The organism is Arthrobacter sp. Soil736, from assembly GCF_001428005.1.
Taxonomy (GTDB): domain Bacteria; phylum Actinomycetota; class Actinomycetes; order Actinomycetales; family Micrococcaceae; genus Arthrobacter.
The window spans coordinates 214,438-233,317 of the sequence record NZ_LMSB01000034.1; the positions used below are offsets into that span (position 1 = coordinate 214,438).

Genomic DNA, 18,880 nt, shown 5'->3' on the forward strand with positions numbered 1-18,880 from the left:
GACTGGCCGACCGGAAGACCCTGTCACCTCCCCAGCCGCCGGGCCAGCCGCAGGCCCCGCAGTAATGGAGGACGACCTCCTGCTGGAACGCCAGCTGTGCTTCGCACTGACAGTCGCCTCCCGCAGCGTTGTCGGCGCGTACAAGCCGGTGCTGGACAAGCTGGGGCTCACGCATCCCCAATATCTGGTCATGCTGTGCCTGTGGGAATCAAGCCCCCGCTCGGTCCGCGACATCAGCGACGCCCTGGCCCAGGAGCCCGCCACCATTTCACCCCTGCTCCGCCGCCTGGAAACGGCCGGACTTATCACCAGGCGGCGCGTGGAAGGAAACGAACGCGCCCTGGCGGTGGAGTTGACGCCCGCCGGAGCCGCCCTGCGCCGGCAGGCCACCGCGGTTCCCGGCATCATGATGGCCAAGCTGGGCCTCACCCGGGAACAGGTGGAAAGCCTGCACCGCGCCATGATGGACCTCATAGCCGCCACCGGTTCCGCCCGGATCTAGCGCTTCACCCGCGCTGGCGGTTCGGCGCAAGCGGCGAAATGCCACACGGACGACGCCGGCACTCACCACGCGTGGTGAGTGCCGGCGTCGTCCTTTGCTGCCCAGGCAACTTGCTGCCCCTGCCCGGGCGGCCGCCAGGCGCTATGGCGCGACGGGCCGCACCGCCACCGGAGAGCGGACGCTGTTCTCGGACGATGTCCATGTCAGCGAGCCCATGGAATAGGTGTCCAGCGCAGCTCTGGCGGTGGTGAACGTGACAGTGAAGGTCGCGCTTTCACCTTCAGCCAGGGTCACCTCGGCAGGGCTTACCGTCGCCGTGATGCCGGGAAGCGTGACGGCCGCCCGGTAGGTTCCCGCTGTCACCGCCGTGACGGTGCGGGTGACGGTCTGGCTGCCGGCCAGCGCACCAAGCGCTATTGACGGCACGTTGACATCCTTGGCGGCGATCGGCGCCACGCCCAATTGGAATCCCTGCCCCTGGAGGAAGCCCATCCAGTCCGCAATTCCGGCGTCATAGACCAGCCCCGGCGACGAGAACTTGGCCGGATCCACATGCCCGGCGCCCTGGGCGAAGACGTCATGCACGGCTGCACCATCAGCGTTGACCAGGTCATGGGCGGTGGTCATGATGGCGGACTTCACAGCCGCCGGCGACCACTGCGGGTTCTTGCCGAGCAGCAGGGCACCGGAGCCCGCAATGTGCGGCGCCGCCATGGAGGTGCCGGACAGGAATCCGAAGTCCTCGCCCTTGAAACCGATCGGCGAAACGGCCGCGAGCACTGCCACGCCGGGGGCCGTGACGTCCGGCTTCAGAAGGTCGCCGTCGGATGCAAGCGTCGGCCCGCGGGAGGAGAATTCCGCAATCTGCGGCACCGGCGGCAGTTTCGCGCCTGTGGTGTCAGTGGCCTTGAGGCTGGCCGTCAGCCCCGGATTCGCCGTGACCACATCCTTGATCTTGGGGTCGTCGACGTGGACCGTGGGAACACTGTGCAGGTCCGCGTCCAGGGAGCCGGGGGTCAGGTTGACCAGCACCATGCCCACGCCGCCGGCCCGCTTCACCTCTTCACTCTTGGCGACGCGAGGCACCACACCCCGGTCGCAGACCACGATCTTTCCGGCCGCCTTGGCCGGGTCCAGTGTGTCCGGAGCGCAGAGGGCCGCGTTGGCGTCCACGGCAGCGGCCGCCTTCACGGTAACTGCAAGGACGATGGGCTTCGAGTTCACCTCGGTGCTCATCACGCTGGCTCCTGCGAATTTCGCGCCGTTGGACAGCTCAGCGGTTCCGCGCAGGGAGTTGTCGAACGTGGAGGCCGCAACGCTGGTCAGCCAGGGACCCGCATGGTTCACCGTGCCTGCAAACGGACCGGAGTTGCCTGCCGACGTCGCCACAAACACCCCTGCCGCCGCAGCATTGAGGAAGGCCAGGGATACGGCGTCAACCGTTGAATTATTGTTGCCGGAGATGGAGTAGTTCAGTACGTCCACGCCGTCCAGGACGGCATCCTGGATGGCGTTGAGGATGTCGGATTCCAGGCACCCCGTCGCCTCAGGGACCGCGCCTTCCCAGCAGACCTTATATACGGCGATCTTCGCCGCCGGCGCAACGCCCGAGCTCTTACCGAAGTCCCGTCCGCCCGCCACCTGGGTCACGTCGCTGTTCCCGGCAGCAGTGCTGCCCGTGTGCGAACCGTGGCCGTTGACGTCCAGCGGGGAAAACTTTTCCAGCGGCGACCGCAGCTCAGGGGGCACCGCAGCCTTGTAGGCCTGGTCGTAGAACCGGGCACCGAGCACTTTGCTGTTGCACTCCGTGCCGTCGAAGCCGTCACCGCTCACGCAGGTACCCACAAACGTTCCGCCGTTGGCCTTTTGCATGCCAATGACGTTGTCCTGGAGACGGAAGGGCTCGCCCACCTTGGAGCGGCCCGAGAGTGACTTCACCTCGTCACCGGCGAAGAACGGATTGTCCGGCGAGTAGCCGGTGTCCAGCATTCCCACTACTACGCCCTTGCCGGCATCGCTTTCGCCGCCGAAGTGCTTTTCCCAAACGCCGTCGCCGCCGGGAAGGCCGAGGAAATCGCTGGTGGAGTAGTCGGGCTTGCGCAGGCTGTCAGGAACCACGGCCAGCACGTTGTTGTCGCTGGCCAGCCCCTTGATCTGTGCCGCCGAAAGTACGGCGCTGAAGGCGTTGACGGCCAGGGTGAAGCTCCTGGTGATCGTCACGCCCTTCGCAGCGGCCGCCTGCCTCTGCTTGGCCTTGAGGTGCGCGTCGTACTTACGCGAGTTGGGGCCGGAGGGGTCCAGTTTCTTGCCCTTCGGGACCGCCGTGCCGGGAATGCCGGGCACACCGCCTGAATATGTGGCCAGCGGCTTGTCCTTGAGCATGACGATGTAGCGGCCATCGTCCAACGGTGAGTCGCCGGAGCGGGCGGCCGCCTGTGCGGATGCCTGTCCGGACGACGGCCCCGGCGCGGCCGCCGTCGGCCCGGCGATGCCCTGGCTGATGACCATTGCAAGACCAACGGCCAATACTGCGGGTAGCCGTCTGCTCAATCCGGGGCGGGATGTTTCTGGATGGGGGGTCATGGGGAGATGCCTTCCTTTGTTCTTGGACCTGTAGACCTTCGGTCCCACGAACTGGACGCTCTGCCCCCCATGGGCGTCATCACTCTTTGGTTGTTGCCGCGCACCCGTCGATGTCAGAAAGATACCGCGGACGCCGCAAAGAATCGATACCCTTCCGTTAGCAAGCGCCGGATACCGTTACCGCCCCGTTCCGGCAGCCGGAAGCCGCCGACGGTAGAATAGGAAAAACTTGAGGAGACCCGGCATGCGCAAGCTACTGATTTCTGTGCTGCTCGCCCTCGGAGCGACGGGCGGCCTCGCCGCCTGCACCCCTGACACCGGAACCGGCCAGCCTTCGCCGACGCCCACAAGCGAATCCCCGGGCACCGGAACGCAGTCACCGGGCGCCACGCCCGGGCCGGGAACGTCTACGCCTGGCAGCCCGGCGCCGGGCACCATACCGCCCGACGCCGAGACCACCGTTCCCGCCCCGCCGCCGCCGGCCGCTTCGCCGCTGCCGTCGGGCCCCGGAGCCGGTGACGCCGAGCTCTCCATCACTGTGAAGACCTCCAAAGACGGGACGGCAGTCAACTACACGCTGGTGTGCAAGGGCGGCGCCCCCGTTGCCGAAAGCCAGCACCCCAAGGCCGCCGCGGCCTGCACGGCACTGAAGAACAATGCCGCCATCCTGAACCGCGCTGCGCCCAGCAAGGACGTCTCCTGCACCCAGCAATACGGGGGCCCGCAGGTTGCCACCGTCACGGGAGTGGTCGACGGCACGCCGGTCGAGACAACGTTCGAGTTGCGCGACGGCTGCGAGATCGGCGCGTGGAACGCCGCTCAGGACGTCCTGGGCTCCTCCAGTGGGTCTGTCTAGGACTGTGGGGCAGGCCAGGACATTGCCGGGCCCGGCCTCGACTCCGGCCGCCCGGCTGCACGCGCTTCTTCCAGGCGACTGGAGGGCGCGCGAAGCCGCCCATGCCGAGCGCGTTCGCCGTTACGCCGACCCCTACCTTGCGCGACGATCATCCGGCCGCAAGCATCCGGTGGAGGATTTCCTCTTCACCTACTACACGCAAAAGCCGGGCCAGCTCATGCGCTGGCATCCGGGGGACGGTACCGTGCTCTCTGGCGCGGAGGCAGCGGCGCGCACGGGCTGGAAGTACTACCGCACGCTCGGTACCGGCGAACTCGCTGCTGCAGGCCTGCCCGCCGGCAGCGTTGCCGTGACCCTGGACCGGGACTCGTTCCTCGCCGAACGCCGCGACGCGCTGCTCTTTGGCCAGGTCATCCTGGCAGGCACGGCCGCCCGCCCGGCCCAGTTCGGATGCTTCGGTCTGCATGAATGGGCCATGGTCTACCGCCAGGAAAAATTCGAACTCCGCCACGAGTACCTGACACTGCGGCTGGGCGCCGCCGGCACCGACAAGGTGGTCGAGGACAACAGGATCCGTTGCTCGCACTTTGACGCGTTCCGGTTCTACACGCCGGATGCCGTGCCGCTGAACGAACTCTCGCCAAGCAGGGAGAACCAGCGGACCATGGAGCAGCCAGGCTGCCTGCACGCGAACATGGATCTGTACAAATGGGCCTACAAGCTCTCACCCGCCCTGCCCAGCGAACTCGTGATGGACTGCTTCGAGCTGTCCTGGCGGGTACGGGCCATGGACATGCAGGCCTCCCCGTACGACCTCACGGACTGGGGCTACCCGCCGATTCCAATAGAGACGGCAGCGGGCAAGGCCGCATACGTGGAGCACCAGCGGGCTTTCTCCGCCGAGGCCCAGGTCTTGCGGAGCCGGCTGTTGGCGGAGTTGGCGCCCCTGTTCGACGCCCTCGGCCCGGAGGAACGGCAGTGAGCACCACGGCCCCGGCGCCCGACTTCGACCTGACCGTCACCCTGACCGAGGCGCCCGGAGCTCCTGCCCACGTCTTTACGCTGGTCTGCCGTTCCGGCCGGCTCGCCGAATCAACGCTGCCGGACCCGGCAGGGGCGGTTGCCGCCGTCGAACGCTTCGGCGAACGGATCTTCTTCCCCGAGCCCGGCCCGCCCAAACTCTGCACGCAGCAGTACGGCGGTCCTCAGGTGGCAGTGGTGACCGGCCACTTTGGCGGACGCACGGTACAGTCGCGGTTCTCCCTGACGGACGGCTGCGAGATTGCGCGCTGGCGTGCATTGTCCCCGCTCCTGGGCGGAATTGCCGGGTCTGCCGGTGCCATCTGAGCCTGGCACTGCCGCTTAACAGCAGTGGCCGGCGGGGCTAACCGCCGGCCATTGCTGTCAGGAATCCAAGGGAACCCGGATCCGGGACCTTCCTAGATGGAGTTATCCGGTGTCCGCGTCAGGTCGTCATTGACGACCTTCCCCGTTTCCTGCTTTTTCTTCGGATCGTCCGAAGCCGGCGGGACCCCTGCAGTGCCTCCCGGTGTCACCACAACGGTGACGAACGTCGGGGCACTGGCACCGTCGAATGTCACCCGGCCAATGTAGGAACCCGGGGCGAGGTCCTTCCACGCCAAGGCGAGCTGGCCGGCCTTGCCGTTGGCAAGCCGCACGGGGTCGGGGGTAACGGTTGCGTTGCCCTCGTTTGCGCCAAGGACCGCCGCGTCCACGGATGCCTTGGTGGCCTGGCCGTTGGGACTGTCGTACAGATTCACGAACATCCGGTACGTGCCCGGGGCCGGGTTAGGGATGGAAACCGATTCGCTGGCCGCGGCCGTGGCGACGACGATCCCCTGGCCGCTGGGCGTGATGACTACCATGTCGAAGTCGGCCCGTTCATCCGCGGAGAACACGGACAGCTTGGCCAGCGGGACGTTGGCCGGGACCTCCACGGTCTTGACGAAGTTCGAGGCATCGGCCGCGTACTTGAAAGGCCCGGGAACCAGTTCAATGGCGGAGGAGTCCGCTTTGGACAGTCCGTCCAGCGTCACGTTCGTGGGCGAGCTGGAACCCGAGACGATGCTGATGTTCCCGGCCCCGTTGCCTGCCGCGGACGTGAACGCGACGTTCTTGGGCGCCACGACCGACTGCGGACGGACCGCGATCGGCGATGCCACGTTCTTGTTCGCCCCCTGCCAGGTGAGCGAACCCGTGGCGAAGCTCCCCAGCTTTGCGCTCTGGTTTTCGAAGGACACCTTGAACGTGCGCTTCTCGCCGGCTGCGCCGAACTGCAGGATGGACGGGGTCACCGTGACCTTCACTCCCGGCACGCTGGCCTTGGCGCGGTAAACGCCAGGAGTCAGCGCGGTCACCGTGCGGGTGACCTCGATGCTGCCGGCAAGGTTGCCGAGGGAGAAGGACGGGACGTTCATGTCGCGGGGCTTGGTGACGCCCAGGCCGGGCATGCCCAGATCGACGCCGGTTCCCTGGATGAACCTGAGGTAGTCATCGCCGTCGGCGTCGTAGACCAGTCCCGGATCCAGTACACGGGCGGGATCCACCTGCCCCGCACCGGTGGCCAGCACGTCGGTGTTCTTCGTGCCGTCAGCGAGCTTGACGTCGCCCGCGGTGGTCATCATGGCCGATTTCACGGCTGCCGGAGACCACGCCGGGTTCTTGCCCAGGATGAGGGCGCCGAAACCGGCCACGTGGGGTGAGGCCATGGACGTGCCGGACATGAATCCGAACTTGTCGCCGCCGGCACCAATCGGCGAGACACCGGCGAGTACAGCAACGCCGGGCGCTGCGACGTCGGGCTTCAGCAGATCCGAGTCCGTGGCAATCAGCGGTCCGCGCGAGGAGAAGCCGGCGATCTGGGGCTGGGCCTCGGCGGGCAGTCCCGTGGTGTCCTTGTTGACGAGGGAAACGGTGATGGCCGGGTTAGCCGCGACCTTGGCCTTGATCGTCTCGGTGGCGGGCGGGTTCACGTGGACGGTGGGCACGGAGTGCTTGTCTGCGTCGAGCGACGATGCGGTCACGTTCACCAGGATCATCCCGACGCCGCCGCCGCGCGCCACCTCGGCGCTCTTGGCCACGCGGTCATACGTGCCGCGGTCACAGACCACGACTTTCCCGGCGATTTTCGCCGGGTCCAGCGAGCCCGGGCCACACAGCCGCGGAGCCGGATCCTGCCCGGAAGCTGCATCGGCGGCAAGCACAACGCCGGCGCCGGCAACCTCGCGGTTCATGATGCTGGCGCCCCGGAACTTGCTGCCGTCGGAGAACTCCACCGTGCCCTGCAACTCCTGGGAGAAGCTGCTGGCCGCGGCGGTGGTGACCCACGGCTCCCCGTGGTTCACCGTGCTGTCGTCGGGGCCGGAGTTACCGGCCGAGGCCGCCACAAAGATCCCGGCGGAGGCGGCCGACAGGAACGCCAGGGACACCGGATCCGTGGTGGTGGACGTGGTTCCGGAGATGGAGTAGTTCAGGACGTCAACGCCGTCCAGCACGGCCTGGTTGATGGCATCGATGGACGCGGAGGTGTAGCAGCCGCCCGTGGCGGGGTCATTGTCCTCCCAGCAGATCTTGTAGATCGAGAGTTTGGCGGCTGGGGCAACGCCGCTCGTGAGGCCGAAGCTGCGGCCGTCCACGAACGTTTCCACGTTGGCGTTGCCGGCGGCGGTGCTGGCGGTGTGGGTTCCGTGGCTGCCGACGTCCACGGGGGAGATGAGCTCTTCCGGTGCGCGGTCCTTCTTGGCCACCGTTGCCTCAAAGCCGTCGGAGAAGTAGCGCGCTCCCAGGACCTTGGAGTTGCAGGCGCTGCCGTTAAACCCTTCGCCCTTCTGGCATTCTCCTTCGAAGGTGCTGCCGTCGGACTTCAGCATGGCGATTTTGCCGTCGCCGGTGCGGTACGGGACGCCGACCTGCGGATCGCCGGTGAGTGGCTTCACCTCGCTGCCGGCGAAGAACTCGCTGGAGGGCGTGTACCCGGAGTCGATGACGCCCACCACGACGCCCTTGCCCGCGCCGTCCTGGCCGCCGAACTGGGTGTTCCACGTGCCGTTGGCCCCGCTGAGCTTCAGGAAATCGGTGGTGGAGTAATCCGGTGCCCGCTGGGTGTCCGGTGCGACGGCGAGGACGCCGGGGTTCTTGGCGAGGTTCACGGCCTGGTCCGCGGTCAGCGTTGCGCTGAAGCCGTTTAGCGCCGCGGTGTAGCGGTGCCGGATCTGTACGTTTTCCTGCCGGGCCACCGCGGTCTGCTTCGCCTCAAGGTGGGCCTGGTACCGCTGCACCTCGGCCCGGTCCGCGTCCAGTTTCCGGCCCGATCGCGGTTTGGTGGCCTGCAGCCCCGGCGTGCCGCCGTCGTACGTGGCCGCGGGCTTTTCGGTCAGGACCACAATGTAGCGGCCCGCCTGGTAGTTGTTCGGATCGATGTTCTTTTGCTGGGCTGCCTGCGACGCGCCCTGGATCGGGGCGGCGGTCGCTGGCAAGGCTGCGAAGGATGAAAGGAGCAAAGGCAAACCGACACACAGTGCCGCCGCTTTCCGGGCCCCCCGGCTTCGGAAGAAGCTTATTCCTGCTGATTTCACGAGTGATTTGAACCTTTCATAAGGAACGGCCCCGGCCACGCCGCCGGGCGCAATGGTGTCGTGTCACGCTGGTTGACAGGTCTTGTCAGGCCATGCGAACGGCAGCCGATCCCACAGTACCTACCGGGAGGTAGTTATGACATAGGACACAAACACAAATTTTGCTGTTGTCACTCGGCAAGGGGGCCTTAAGAAGCAGCGGCGGGCGCCCGCGAGGGGCACCCGCCGTGGCGGCATGCGGTATTGGAGCTTTTTGGGCCGGCTACTGCCGGGGCGTGCGGACCACGTCACTGATCCACTGGCGCGTCTTCTCGTCCACCGGGCCTGCGACCCGGTTCTGCCTGGCAGCGCGGTTAGCCTTGATCTTCTGGAGAACCATCTTCCCCAGCCCCGCGAACACGGCGGCAGCAACCATCGGCAACAGTACGGATTTCGGTTTCTCACCCATTCCGCAATCCTACTGACGGCGGGGACGGCGGACCAGAGCCGCCGTCGTCCTGCATGCGCCCCGGTGCCGGCGGTCCCGAATACGGAGTGCGGCGCCGGGGCCGGTAGAATGGGGAAGCAAGCTCGCGGAGCGCTCGTCCATGTTGTGCCATTTGTACCACCCAGGCCACAGAGGAATGGCGTGAGACGGCACCACTCCGCTGCGCCCTTACCCAATGCTCACGCACAGGAGTTACCGGATGCCCCGGATCGTTGTTGACGTCATGCCCAAGCCCGAGATTCTGGACCCGCAGGGGAAGGCCATCGTGGGTGCACTCCCCCGCTTGGGCTTCACCAGCTTTAGCTCTGTCCGCCAGGGCAAGCGTTTCGAACTGACCGTCGACGGCGAGGTGACCGATGCAATCCTGGCCCAGGCCCGCGAGGCCGCGGAGACCCTGCTGTCCAACCCCGTGATCGAGGACGTCGTCAACGTCGAGGTCGTCGAGGCCTGAAATGACTGAACTCCCCCTGATCGGCGAGGCAATCGCCGTTGCCGCCGAGCCGCGGCTGGCCGGCGCCCGCATCGGCGTCGTCACCTTCCCCGGAACGCTTGATGACCGCGACGCCGCCCGCGCGGTCCGCCTCGCCGGCGGCACCCCCGTGCCGCTCTGGCACGCGGACAACGCCCTCGGTGACGTGGACGCCGTCGTCATTCCCGGCGGATTCTCCTACGGCGACTATCTCCGCGCCGGCGCCATCGCGCGCTTTGCTCCGCTGATGTCCAAGATCATTGACGCCGCTAACTCCGATGCCAGGCTGCCCGTGCTGGGCATCTGCAACGGCTTCCAGATCCTCACCGAGTCGCACCTGCTGCCCGGTTCCATGATCAAGAACGACCACCTGAAGTTCATGTGCCGCGACCAGGTGCTGCGGGTTGAAAACAACAGCACCGACTGGACCCTCGATTATGAGGCGGGCCAGGAGATCACGGTGCCGCTGAAGAACCAGGACGGCCAGTACATCGCGGACGAGAAAACCCTCGACGCCCTCGAGGCCGAAGGTCGCGTGGTGTTCCGCTACGTGGGCTTCAACCCGAACGGCTCCCGCCGCGACATCGCCGGCATCTCCAACGCCGCCGGCAACGTGGTGGGTCTCATGCCCCACCCGGAGCACGCGGTGGAGGTGGGCTACGGTCCCGAGTCCCTCGACGGAATCGGCGGATCGGACACCGACGGCCTCGCCTTCTTCACCTCTGTCCTGAACAAGATCGTGGGAGCAAACAAATGACGGAGACACCCTCAGTGGCGGCGCCCGTGGAGACCGCAGGGAAGTTCAACATCGACACGGTCGAGAACGCGGCCAAGACCCCGGACACCGAACTGCCCTGGGCCGAACTCGGCCTGAAGCAGAACGAGTTCGATGAGGTCGTGAAGGTCCTGGGCCGCCGCCCGACCGGCCCCGAGCTCGCCATGTACTCCGTGATGTGGAGCGAGCACTGCTCGTACAAGTCCTCCAAGAACCACCTGCGCCAGTTCGGCGAAAAGGTGACCGAGGAGATGAAGAAGGACATGCTGGTGGGCATCGGCGAAAATGCCGGTGTCACCAACCTGGGCGACGGCTGGGCCGTGACGTTCAAGATCGAGTCCCACAACTCGCCGTCGTTCGTGGAGCCCTACCAGGGTGCCGCAACCGGCATCGGCGGCATCGTCCGCGACATCATCTCCATGGGCGCCCGCCCGGTGGCCGTAATGGATCCGCTGCGTTTCGGCGCCATTGACCACCCGGACACCGCCCGCGTCATGCACGGTGCAGTGGCCGGCATCGGCGGCTACGGCAACTCGCTGGGCCTGCCGAACATCGGCGGTGAAATGGTCTTCGACTCTGTATACCAGGGCAACCCGCTGGTCAACGCGCTGGCTGTCGGCGTCATGCGCCACGAGGACATCCGCCTCGCCAACGCCTCCGGCAAGGGCAACAAGGTGGTGCTGTTCGGCGCCCGCACCGGCGGTGACGGAATCGGCGGCGCCTCCGTGCTGGCCTCGGAATCCTTCGACGACACCAAGCCCTCCAAGCGCCCCGCCGTCCAGGTGGGCGACCCCTTCGCCGAGAAGGTCCTGATCGAGTGCTGCCTGGAGCTGTTCAAGGGTTCCCTGGTTGAGGGTATCCAGGACCTGGGCGCCGCAGGTATCTCCTGCGCCACGTCCGAGCTCGCCTCCAACGGCGACGGCGGCATGGAGGTTGAACTGACCTCCGTCCTGCTCCGCGACCCCACTCTGACGCCGGGCGAAATCCTGATGTCCGAGTCGCAGGAACGCATGATGGCCGTGGTCACGCCCGAGAACATCGCCGCTTTTGAAGCCGTCATGGACAAGTGGGCCGTGGAGTACTCCTGGCTGGGCGAGGTGACTGATACCGGCCGCCTGATCATCACGTGGGAAGGCGAGGTCATCGTCGACGTCGACCCGCGCACCGTTGCCCACGACGGCCCGGTCTACGACCGCCCGTATGCCCGCCCGGAATGGCAGGACGCCGTCCAGGCCGATACCTTCACCGGGTCCGTGCAGGATGCCGGCCGCCCCTCCGCCCCTGCGGAACTGGCCGCCGCCGTCACCGAGCTGGTTGCCTCGCCCAACATGTGCGACAAGTCCTGGATCACCAACCAGTACGACCGCTACGTCGGCGGCAACACCTCGATGGCGTTCCCGGACGATGCCGGGGTGGTCCGCGTGGATCAGGAAACCGGGCTGGGCGTGGCCCTGGCCACCGACGCCAACGGCCGCTACACCTACCTCGACCCGTACCACGGCGCGCAGCTGGCGCTGGCCGAGGCATACCGCAACGTCGCCACCTCCGGCGCCGTGCCGATGGCCGTCAGCGACTGCCTGAACTTCGGCTCCCCCGAGGACCCGGACGTCATGTGGCAGCTTGCCGAGGCCATCCGCGGCCTCTCGGACGCCTGCATGGAACTCGGCATCCCGGTCACCGGCGGCAACGTTTCGCTGTACAACCAGACCGGCACCACGCCCATCCACCCCTCCCCTGTGGTGGCGGTGCTGGGCAAGCTGGACGACGTCGCCCGCCGCACGCCGTCGGGCTGGCGCGAGGACGGCCAGGCCATCTACCTGCTGGGCACGACGGCGGCAGAACTGGACGGCTCGGAATGGTCCAACATGCGCGGCCACCTCGGCGGGCTGCCGCCCAAGGTTGACCTCGCCGCCGAACGCGCGCTGGGTGAAATCCTGATCAACGCCTCCCGCGACGGCATGGTGGACTCCGCGCACGACCTCTCCGAAGGCGGCCTCGCGGCAGCCCTCGTAGAGTCCTCGCTGCGCTACGGCGTCGGTGCCCGGATCGCGCTCCAGGATGTCCTGGACCGCGACGGCGTTGACCTGTTCACGGCGCTGTTCTCCGAGTCCCAGGGCCGCGCGATCGTGGGCGTCCCGCGCTCCGAGGAGGTCCGCTTCACGGACATGTGCACCGCCCGCGGCTTTGCCCACACGCGCATCGGCGTGGTGGATGCAGCCAGCGGCCAGCTGGAGATCAACGGCGTGGATACGCTCCCGCTCGAGTCGCTCCGCGAAGCCCACGAGGCCACCCTGCCGAAGTACTTCGGCTAGTCCCCACCGCCGCCCAACCTCCATCGATTGCTCCGTAACTGCCCCTTTGATCGCTCAGAAGGGCAGTTACGGAGCAGTCGTTCGTTAACGGCCAGGCCGCCAGCCGGCCCGGACCAAGGCCGTCCGGACTTTGGCCACCGCGGCCTTGGCGTCGTTGACCATGTGGCGCTTGGAGATGCGGACCTCCGTCCAGCCCAAAGATTCGTATCTCTCGGAGCGGGCGATATCCCGGACAATCTGCCCTTCGTCGCCATGGTGCTCACCCTCGTATTCGATGCCGATCCTGTATTTTCGGTACGAGAGGTCCGGCCGATGGTGCCTGGTTCCGTCGTCGTCGATGATGGGCACGTTCAGTTCCGGCTCGGGTAGCCCGGCCCTTTTCATGGCCAGCCGCAGCACGGACTCCTGCGGGGAGTCGGAGCCTACGCGGATGAGCTTGATGGCTTCCTTGGCTTTGCGGATGCCGCGCTTTCCCTTATGCCGGTCGATCATCCGCTGGAGGTCATCCAGACTGCACAGCGGCATGTCCCTGCCCTCCAGTTCGGCACGCGGAACACGGACGCAGCTGTCACCGGCGACCACGAGTTCGTCAACACTTAGCATTTCGGCCAGGTCCAGCCATGTGCGCTCCGGAGTGGTTATTGGGATCCCGTCCAGCACGGTGACCTCGTCCTCATAGAGCTTCATGCGGTGGACGATCACATGGGGGCGGTTGAGATGGGCGGCGCCCTCCGGTCGGATCACGTGGTACATCTGCAGTGCCTCCTTCTGCCGGCGACGCGGCAGCGATGAGAGCTCCGCGGCGGTGAGGTGGGATGCGGCGCATCCGTCGTTGACCTCGATGAATGGCCGCACCCGGACGCTCAAAGGGAGCGCCGACGTCGGGCCCTTCGATCGGATGCCTCTTCCCAAAGCCGTCAGCGACCCGTGGCGCAACCGCTTCGGGGTGACGCCGGCTCGGCTGGCCTCGGCGACGGTGAACGGGCGTCCTTCTAACTCCTCGGGGAGCCGGCGTGCGGTTTTCATGGATTCATCAGAGCAGAACCCCGTGCGCGGTGCAGAAGTTATCCACACCCTCCATCGACTGCTGCGTAACGGCCCTTATGGACGGTCAAAAGGGCCGTTACGGAGCAACCGATGGTCAGCTTTAGTCCTCGCTGTGGAGTTCGCGCTGCCGCGCGCTGAGCAGCTCGATCTCCGGCCGCGCGGCCACAAAACGCTCGACGGCGGTGAGCACCTCCACGAGGTGCGCCCGGTCGGCGGCGACGAGGCCGGCCCCCACCTGCGTGCGCCGGTACTGCTCGTGGTCCCCTACCTCTGCAACGGAGACATCGAAGCGGCGTTTGACCTCCGCCAGCAGCGGCCTGACGAAGGCGCGCTTCTCCTTCAGGCTCTGGACGTCCCCGAGGAGGATGTCGAACTCAATCCATCCGATCCACATGGCTTAATCGTATCGACGGGGTCAGATGGTGAGTTCGCCCATCCGGTCCCAGCCCTCGCCGTCGAGCTGGCGGCTGATGATCCGGGGTGTCTCCGCGAGTGCCTGGGGCATGTCCGCCATGGCCTCCTTGAAGTGGACGCTGTTGACGTGGTCCCCGGCGGCGTTGTCCTTGAACGCTTCCACGAGCACAAACTCATGGGGATCGTCCACGCTGCGGGACCAGTCGAACCAGAGGTTGCCGGGCTCCTGCCGGGTGGCCTCGGTGAAGTCAGCCACGAGGTCGAGCCACTTTTCGGACCAGTCGGGCTTGACCTTGAATTTAACGACAATAAAGATCACGGGAGATCGCCTTCCAATCGTGGATTGTGCCGGGGTCAGCTCTTGCACCCCAAAGGGTCAATTCTTTCACCGGGCGTCGCGGCCCACGCGCTCAGCTCCCGCCTCAGCCGCCAGCCAGGGCCTGCTCGCATTCGTCGATCGCCTCGCGGGCGTACTGCTGCTGGGCCGGCGTTCCCACCCGTTCCGCCCATTGTTCGGCCAGCTGGAACTCCACCAGGGCTTCCGTCAGCCGGCCTGCGCCATGAAGCGTCCAGCCCAGGTTGTTGTGCAGCGCCACCATCCACCGCCTGGCGAAGGCGTCGTGGGCGGTGGAAGCGTACTCCAGCGCGCTCCGGGTCCAGGTTTCCGCATGGGCGGAGTCCGCCATCGCCAGCATGTGCAGTGCGTCCACGGCCAGGAACTCCTCGCCAAGATGGTCACCGAGTTCGGCCGCCTGTTCGAACAGCGGCACGGCCATCGCGGCATGGCCGCTCGAATTCAGCACCCGCCCGCGCTCCAGCAGGATCCGGACGCCGATGGTTGGCTCGTCCTCCCCGTCAATTGAATCCAGCAGTGCGTCCGCCTCTTCAAAGCGGCCCTGCAGTCCGATCGCCCGCCCCAGCTGGGTTGCGAGCTCGGCCTTTTCGTCGGCGTCGTACTTCTGGTCGGCCATCGCGTCCCGGAAACGCTGCTCGGACTGCTCCGGATCCTCGAAATTCCATAGGCGGTCAAGGGTCTTTTGGTCCAGCATGTACCTTCTCCTGATCAGCTTTCACCTGTGGCGAGTTGGCGTGCACCTTCAATGTATCGGGAAGTGATGAGGCTCTGCGCCCGCCTGGCCAGTGCGCCGCCCGCCGAGTAGAACCAGTTGGAGTGCCTGCTGAAGGCCGTGATCTTCAGAAAAACCCTGTCCTGGACATCGATCTCTACCTCGAACGCTTCCTCGCCCCGCTCGGGGTGACCCGGCAGCGTGCCGTACGCGAAGCCGGCACGCTGCGGCCCGCCGCCCGGCAAAGGATGGTGGACCCACACAACCTCGCACGGGGCGTTGATTCGGAAGGGACCGACGCCGAATCCGCTCACCACGCGCGCGCCCGGGACCACGACGTCGGACTCGGTGCGGACCCGCAGCCCGGACCGCCGCTGCAGTTCCCACGTCAGCATTCCCTGCGCCACCCGGCGGTAGAGCGCGAGGCCGTCGCCGAGGTAGGCCTGCGACACGAGGCACGGGTATCCCTCCGGGGGCTCGCCGTGCTCGGTGGATCCGATGCCGGGATAGTTGAGCTCGCCGCGTGCCAGGCGCTTTTCAGTCAACGCTGCGGTCCCGTGGCGGCGGCGTCGACGGAAGCGGAGGCGGGAGCGGAGGCGGGAGCGGAGCCGGCGGCGGAAGGGCCGTCGTCGGACGTCGCGCCACGGGCCCCGGCCAAACGCGCCCAGCCAAGCTGCTCCTGCTGCTTGCGGCTCAGCGACGCCACAACAAGGTCGTAGGAATCCTCCACCATGTCGCGGATCATGTCGTCCGGCAACGACCCGTCCAGCCGCACGCCGTTCCAGTGCGTCTTGTTCATGTGCCAGGCGCCGGTAATTTCGGGGTGTGCCGCGCGAAGCTGTTCCGCCAGCGCCGGTTCGCACTTGAGGCTCACGGACCAGTCCGCCGGATCCATCGCGGAGGCCGCGAACATCTTGGCTCCATGCCGCACGCCTCCGGCCACAGCCGCACGGACCTTGAAGACGGACGTCTCCGGGCCGAAGGGAAAGTCCTCGAAGGCTCCCGGGAAGCTGAGGCAGATTTCCCTGAGTTCGGCTGTGTCCATGCAGCGAGCCTACAAAGCCTTCCACGCCGGTGCTAGTCTGCGACTATGTCACAGGATCAGGAGACGATCCCTGTTCTGGATTTGGGCGCCGCGCGTCAGGCCGACGGGTCGTTCAGTCCGGACTTCATTGAACAGCTCCGCGATGCCGCGCACCGTGTCGGCTTCTTCCAACTCATCGGCTACGGGGCCGCGCCCGGTCAGGCAGAAGATCTCCTGGCAACCATCAAGCGCTTCTTTGATCTGCCCCTCGAGGAGCGGATGAAGCTGGACAACCGGCTCTCCCCGCATTTCCGTGGCTATACCCGGATGGGCACGGAGGTCACGCAGGGAAGGGCGGACGCGAGGGAGCAGATCGACTACTCTCCCGACCGTGAACCGGTACCGGATTATCCCCCCGAGCAGCCGTACTGGCTCCTCCAAGGCCACAACGTGTGGCCGGATGACTCGTTGCCGGAGCTGGAACAGGCCGCGATGGCCTGGGCAGGGCTCATGTCGAAGGTGGGAGCCGAACTTCTGCGTGCGATCGCAGTCTCCCTCCAGCTGCCGGAGGACTACTTTGACGAACCGTTCCGAGACTCACCGGCCTGGATGGGCAAGCTTGTCCACTACGTCGGCGGAGTTGTGGAAGCAGCCGGCGACCAGGGAGTGGGCTCGCACGCGGACTACGGCTTTGTCACCCTCCTCCTTCAGGACGCGGTAGGTGGCTTGGAGGTGCTCCCGCCGGGAGCCGGCGAGTGGACGTCCGTGGAGCCCATTCCTGGAGCGCTCGTGGTGAACCTTGGCGAGATGCTGGAAGTGGCAACCGAGGGCTATCTCGCCGCCACCATCCACCGCGTGCAGGCGCCGCCGCCCGGTGTGGACCGTTACTCCGTGCCGTTCTTCTGGTCACCACGGTTAGATGCGATGATCGAGCCGGTCCCCCTCCCGGCGGAGTTGAAGGCCCAGGCCCGCGGTATCTCGGATGACCCGTCCAACCCGATGCTCGCCTCCTTTGGCCTCAACATGCTCAAGGGCCGCATGCGCGCCCATCCGGATGTGACAGAACGTCACTACCCGCAGCTCATGAAGCCCTGATCAAAAACTGATGGGCCGGCTCAAAAACTGATGGGCGGCTCAAAGGCCGAAGTGCCAGCCTTCGCGGGCGGGGCACGAGTTCACCACAACGTCCAGACCTGCGGCCCTCGCGCGCGCCACCGCGGCGTCGTCGAAGACTCCCAGCTGCAGCCAGATTGCCTTGGCGCCCACCGCAATGGCCTGATCAATCACGGGGCCCACTTTCTGGGAATTCACAAAACACTCCACGACGTCGATGGGGTGCTTCTCCGCCGGGATCTCCGCCAGGGAGCGGTATCCCTTCTCCCCGTGGACGTCGTCCCCGGGGAGGTTCACCGGGATGATTTCCATGCCCATGCGGTCCCGGACATACAGCGCGACGTCGTACGCCGAGCGCCACTCGTTGGTGGTGAGGCCGACGATCGCCCACGTCCCCTTGGTTCGCATGAGGCGTTCAATGACTGCTCGATCGTTAACCTGGGCCATACATCAAGCTTACTCCTGCGGCGATTCGACACGATTGCCGAAGAAATGAATGAAATTTCGGCGAACCATTGCGCCGTGAACGAATATGACGCAGGAACAATGGGCGAATTTTGCGTAATTGGCCTACGTGAACTACTCGGGGCTCCCTCCCATCCGCACTACGGGCGCGCGCAGAGGTATTTGCCGCTGGGTCCCGGCTCGGTGTTCTCCTTCGGCGTGAAGGGCGGCCGCGCGGCCGGGCAGAAGTTCATCGAGTCGCTCCAGCTGGCCTCGCATCTGGCCAACGTGGGCGACTCCCGGACCCTGGTGATCCACCCCGGCTCCACGACCCACCAGCAGCTGAGCCCCCTGCAGCTCGAGTCGGCAGGTGTCCCGGAGGACCTGGTCCGCATCTCCGTGGGCCTGGAGGACATCGAGGACATCCTGTGGGACCTATACCAGGCCCTGGACGCGGCAGAGGAGGCCACGGCCGACGGTGTATCCGCGGAAGCGGCGCATCGCGCCGCCGAGGAACGAGGCGGTGTGTCTAAGCCGCGCGCGGATGCATTGTCGGCCGACACCTGCACGATTGGAGCACGTTCATGAGTACGGAAGACCGCACCTGGGAAGGCCCCTCAGCGCCGGATCGCCTGAACCTGCTCCGGCAGGCGAAGTCCATCGCCATTGTGGGCGCCTCGGACAAGCCTTCGCGGGCGAGCTACTTCGTGGCCACCTATCTGCAGTCCTCCACCCGCTACAAGGTGTATTTCGTGAACCCGGTGGTGAAGGAAATCCTGGGGCAACCCACGTATGCGTCGCTGGCCGACCTGCCCGAGAGCCCGGACATCGTGGACGTGTTCCGCAAGCACGATGACCTGCCCGGTGTCCTGGACGAGGCCATCGCTGCCGGAGCCAAGACGCTGTGGCTGCAGCTGGGCTCGTGGCATGAGGAGGTGGCAAAGGAAGCGGAAGCCGCCGGTCTCGACGTCGTAATGGACCGCTGCGTCAAGATTGAACATGCACGCTTCCACGGCGGCCTTCACCTGGCCGGCTTCGGCACCGGCGTCATCTCCTCGAGGCGGCAGGTGCTGGCCTAGGCGTACTGCCCACGCGGGCCTCGCAAGGTGGTGTGCCTCAACGGCAGCTGAAGCCGCCGGATGCGAAAAAGGGCCGGGCTGGAACCTGATGGGGGACACATTCCAGCCCGGCC

18 protein-coding genes and 2 pseudogenes are annotated in these 18,880 nt (G+C 66.4%); 10 read left to right on the forward strand and 10 right to left on the reverse strand.

Features of this window, described 5'->3' with window-relative positions; translation table 11 throughout:
• The first annotated feature begins 64 nt into the window (after nt 1-64).
• A complete protein-coding gene (locus tag ASG92_RS17935; protein ID WP_056631194.1) occupies nt 65-502 on the forward strand; it encodes a MarR family transcriptional regulator in 438 nt (145 codons plus the stop codon).
• 141 nt (nt 503-643) lie between these two features.
• On the opposite strand, the gene ASG92_RS17940 is transcribed toward ASG92_RS17935, so the two are convergent.
• Complete coding sequence (locus tag ASG92_RS17940; RefSeq protein WP_240987187.1) at nt 644-3,010, reverse strand: S8 family serine peptidase; 2,367 nt, start codon at nt 3,008-3,010, stop codon at nt 644-646.
• Nucleotides 3,011-3,329: 319 nt separating this feature from the next.
• Between ASG92_RS17940 and ASG92_RS17945 the strand changes: the two genes are divergently transcribed.
• Genes ASG92_RS17945 through ASG92_RS17955 form a run of 3 tightly spaced genes read left to right on the forward strand, consistent with a single transcriptional unit; the run spans nt 3,330 to nt 5,288 of the window.
• The gene (locus ASG92_RS17945; protein ID WP_056631200.1) at nt 3,330-3,941 is read left to right on the forward strand and encodes an SSI family serine proteinase inhibitor; all 612 of its coding nucleotides are present in this window, start codon (nt 3,330-3,332) and stop codon (nt 3,939-3,941) included.
• Between the two features lie 55 nt (nt 3,942-3,996).
• Nucleotides 3,997-4,923: a 3-methyladenine DNA glycosylase gene (locus tag ASG92_RS17950; RefSeq protein WP_157372284.1), complete on the forward strand. Its 927-nt coding sequence runs from the start codon at nt 3,997-3,999 to the stop codon at nt 4,921-4,923.
• Nucleotides 4,920-5,288 carry a hypothetical protein gene (locus ASG92_RS17955; protein WP_056631206.1) on the forward strand — a complete coding sequence of 123 codons (369 nt, stop codon included), beginning with the start codon at nt 4,920-4,922 and terminating at the stop codon, nt 5,286-5,288. Before ASG92_RS17950 ends, ASG92_RS17955 begins: the two co-directional genes overlap by 4 nt.
• A 92-nt stretch (nt 5,289-5,380) precedes the next feature.
• Here the strand turns inward: ASG92_RS17955 and ASG92_RS17960 are convergent, their stop codons facing one another.
• Complete coding sequence (locus ASG92_RS17960) at nt 5,381-8,479, reverse strand: S8 family serine peptidase (protein ID WP_056632177.1); 3,099 nt, start codon at nt 8,477-8,479, stop codon at nt 5,381-5,383.
• 319 nt (nt 8,480-8,798) lie between these two features.
• Nucleotides 8,799-8,984, reverse strand: coding sequence for a hypothetical protein (locus ASG92_RS17965; protein ID WP_056631209.1), 186 nt, complete (start codon nt 8,982-8,984; stop codon nt 8,799-8,801).
• A 238-nt stretch (nt 8,985-9,222) separates the two neighbouring features.
• Between ASG92_RS17965 and purS the strand changes: the two genes are divergently transcribed.
• From purS to purL, 3 genes are read left to right on the forward strand one after another with little or no spacing between them, the layout of a single operon-like run.
• Nucleotides 9,223-9,474 (forward strand): phosphoribosylformylglycinamidine synthase subunit PurS, encoded by a 252-nt coding sequence (gene purS / locus ASG92_RS17970; RefSeq protein WP_056631212.1) that lies wholly within the window; start codon nt 9,223-9,225, stop codon nt 9,472-9,474.
• A 1-nt stretch (nt 9,475) separates the two neighbouring features.
• A complete protein-coding gene (purQ, locus tag ASG92_RS17975; RefSeq protein ID WP_056631215.1) occupies nt 9,476-10,249 on the forward strand; it encodes a phosphoribosylformylglycinamidine synthase subunit PurQ in 774 nt (257 codons plus the stop codon).
• Nucleotides 10,246-12,579, forward strand: a complete 2,334-nt coding sequence (gene purL, locus ASG92_RS17980; RefSeq protein ID WP_056631218.1) for a phosphoribosylformylglycinamidine synthase subunit PurL — start codon at nt 10,246-10,248, stop codon at nt 12,577-12,579. Before purQ ends, purL begins: the two co-directional genes overlap by 4 nt.
• An 84-nt stretch (nt 12,580-12,663) precedes the next feature.
• Here the strand turns inward: purL and ASG92_RS17985 are convergent, their stop codons facing one another.
• The 6 genes and pseudogenes from ASG92_RS17985 to ASG92_RS18010 form a co-directional block, all read right to left on the reverse strand.
• Nucleotides 12,664-13,605 carry a hypothetical protein gene (locus ASG92_RS17985; RefSeq protein WP_240987188.1) on the reverse strand — a complete coding sequence of 314 codons (942 nt, stop codon included), beginning with the start codon at nt 13,603-13,605 and terminating at the stop codon, nt 12,664-12,666.
• A 121-nt stretch (nt 13,606-13,726) separates the two neighbouring features.
• Nucleotides 13,727-14,020 (reverse strand): DUF503 domain-containing protein, encoded by a 294-nt coding sequence (locus tag ASG92_RS17990; protein ID WP_056631222.1) that lies wholly within the window; start codon nt 14,018-14,020, stop codon nt 13,727-13,729.
• A gap of 21 nt (nt 14,021-14,041) precedes the next feature.
• A complete protein-coding gene (locus tag ASG92_RS17995; protein ID WP_056631224.1) occupies nt 14,042-14,359 on the reverse strand; it encodes a putative quinol monooxygenase in 318 nt (105 codons plus the stop codon).
• 103 nt (nt 14,360-14,462) lie between these two features.
• Complete coding sequence (locus tag ASG92_RS18000; protein ID WP_056631226.1) at nt 14,463-15,089, reverse strand: hypothetical protein; 627 nt, start codon at nt 15,087-15,089, stop codon at nt 14,463-14,465.
• A 14-nt stretch (nt 15,090-15,103) separates the two neighbouring features.
• Nucleotides 15,104-15,652, reverse strand: a complete 549-nt coding sequence (locus tag ASG92_RS18005) for a DUF1990 domain-containing protein (protein ID WP_056631229.1) — start codon at nt 15,650-15,652, stop codon at nt 15,104-15,106.
• Between the two features lie 107 nt (nt 15,653-15,759).
• Nucleotides 15,760-16,152, reverse strand: a pseudogene (locus tag ASG92_RS18010) (MmcQ/YjbR family DNA-binding protein); the annotation flags it as partial.
• 45 nt (nt 16,153-16,197) lie between these two features.
• Here ASG92_RS18010 and ASG92_RS18015 point away from each other — a divergent pair.
• A complete protein-coding gene (locus ASG92_RS18015) occupies nt 16,198-17,226 on the forward strand; it encodes a 2-oxoglutarate and iron-dependent oxygenase domain-containing protein (RefSeq protein WP_056631231.1) in 1,029 nt (342 codons plus the stop codon).
• A 39-nt stretch (nt 17,227-17,265) separates the two neighbouring features.
• On the opposite strand, the gene ASG92_RS18020 is transcribed toward ASG92_RS18015, so the two are convergent.
• Complete coding sequence (locus ASG92_RS18020; protein WP_056631234.1) at nt 17,266-17,691, reverse strand: CoA-binding protein; 426 nt, start codon at nt 17,689-17,691, stop codon at nt 17,266-17,268.
• A gap of 147 nt (nt 17,692-17,838) precedes the next feature.
• On the opposite strand from ASG92_RS18020, the pseudogene ASG92_RS18025 reads away from it, so the two are divergent.
• Together ASG92_RS18025 and ASG92_RS18030 are read left to right on the forward strand one after the other, a co-directional pair.
• Nucleotides 17,839-18,276 (forward strand): annotated as a pseudogene (locus ASG92_RS18025) (PLP-dependent transferase); the annotation flags it as partial.
• A complete protein-coding gene (locus ASG92_RS18030) occupies nt 18,273-18,767 on the forward strand; it encodes a CoA-binding protein (protein ID WP_056631237.1) in 495 nt (164 codons plus the stop codon). The pseudogene ASG92_RS18025 and the gene ASG92_RS18030, both read left to right, overlap by 4 nt.
• The last annotated feature ends 113 nt before the right edge of the window (nt 18,768-18,880 follow it).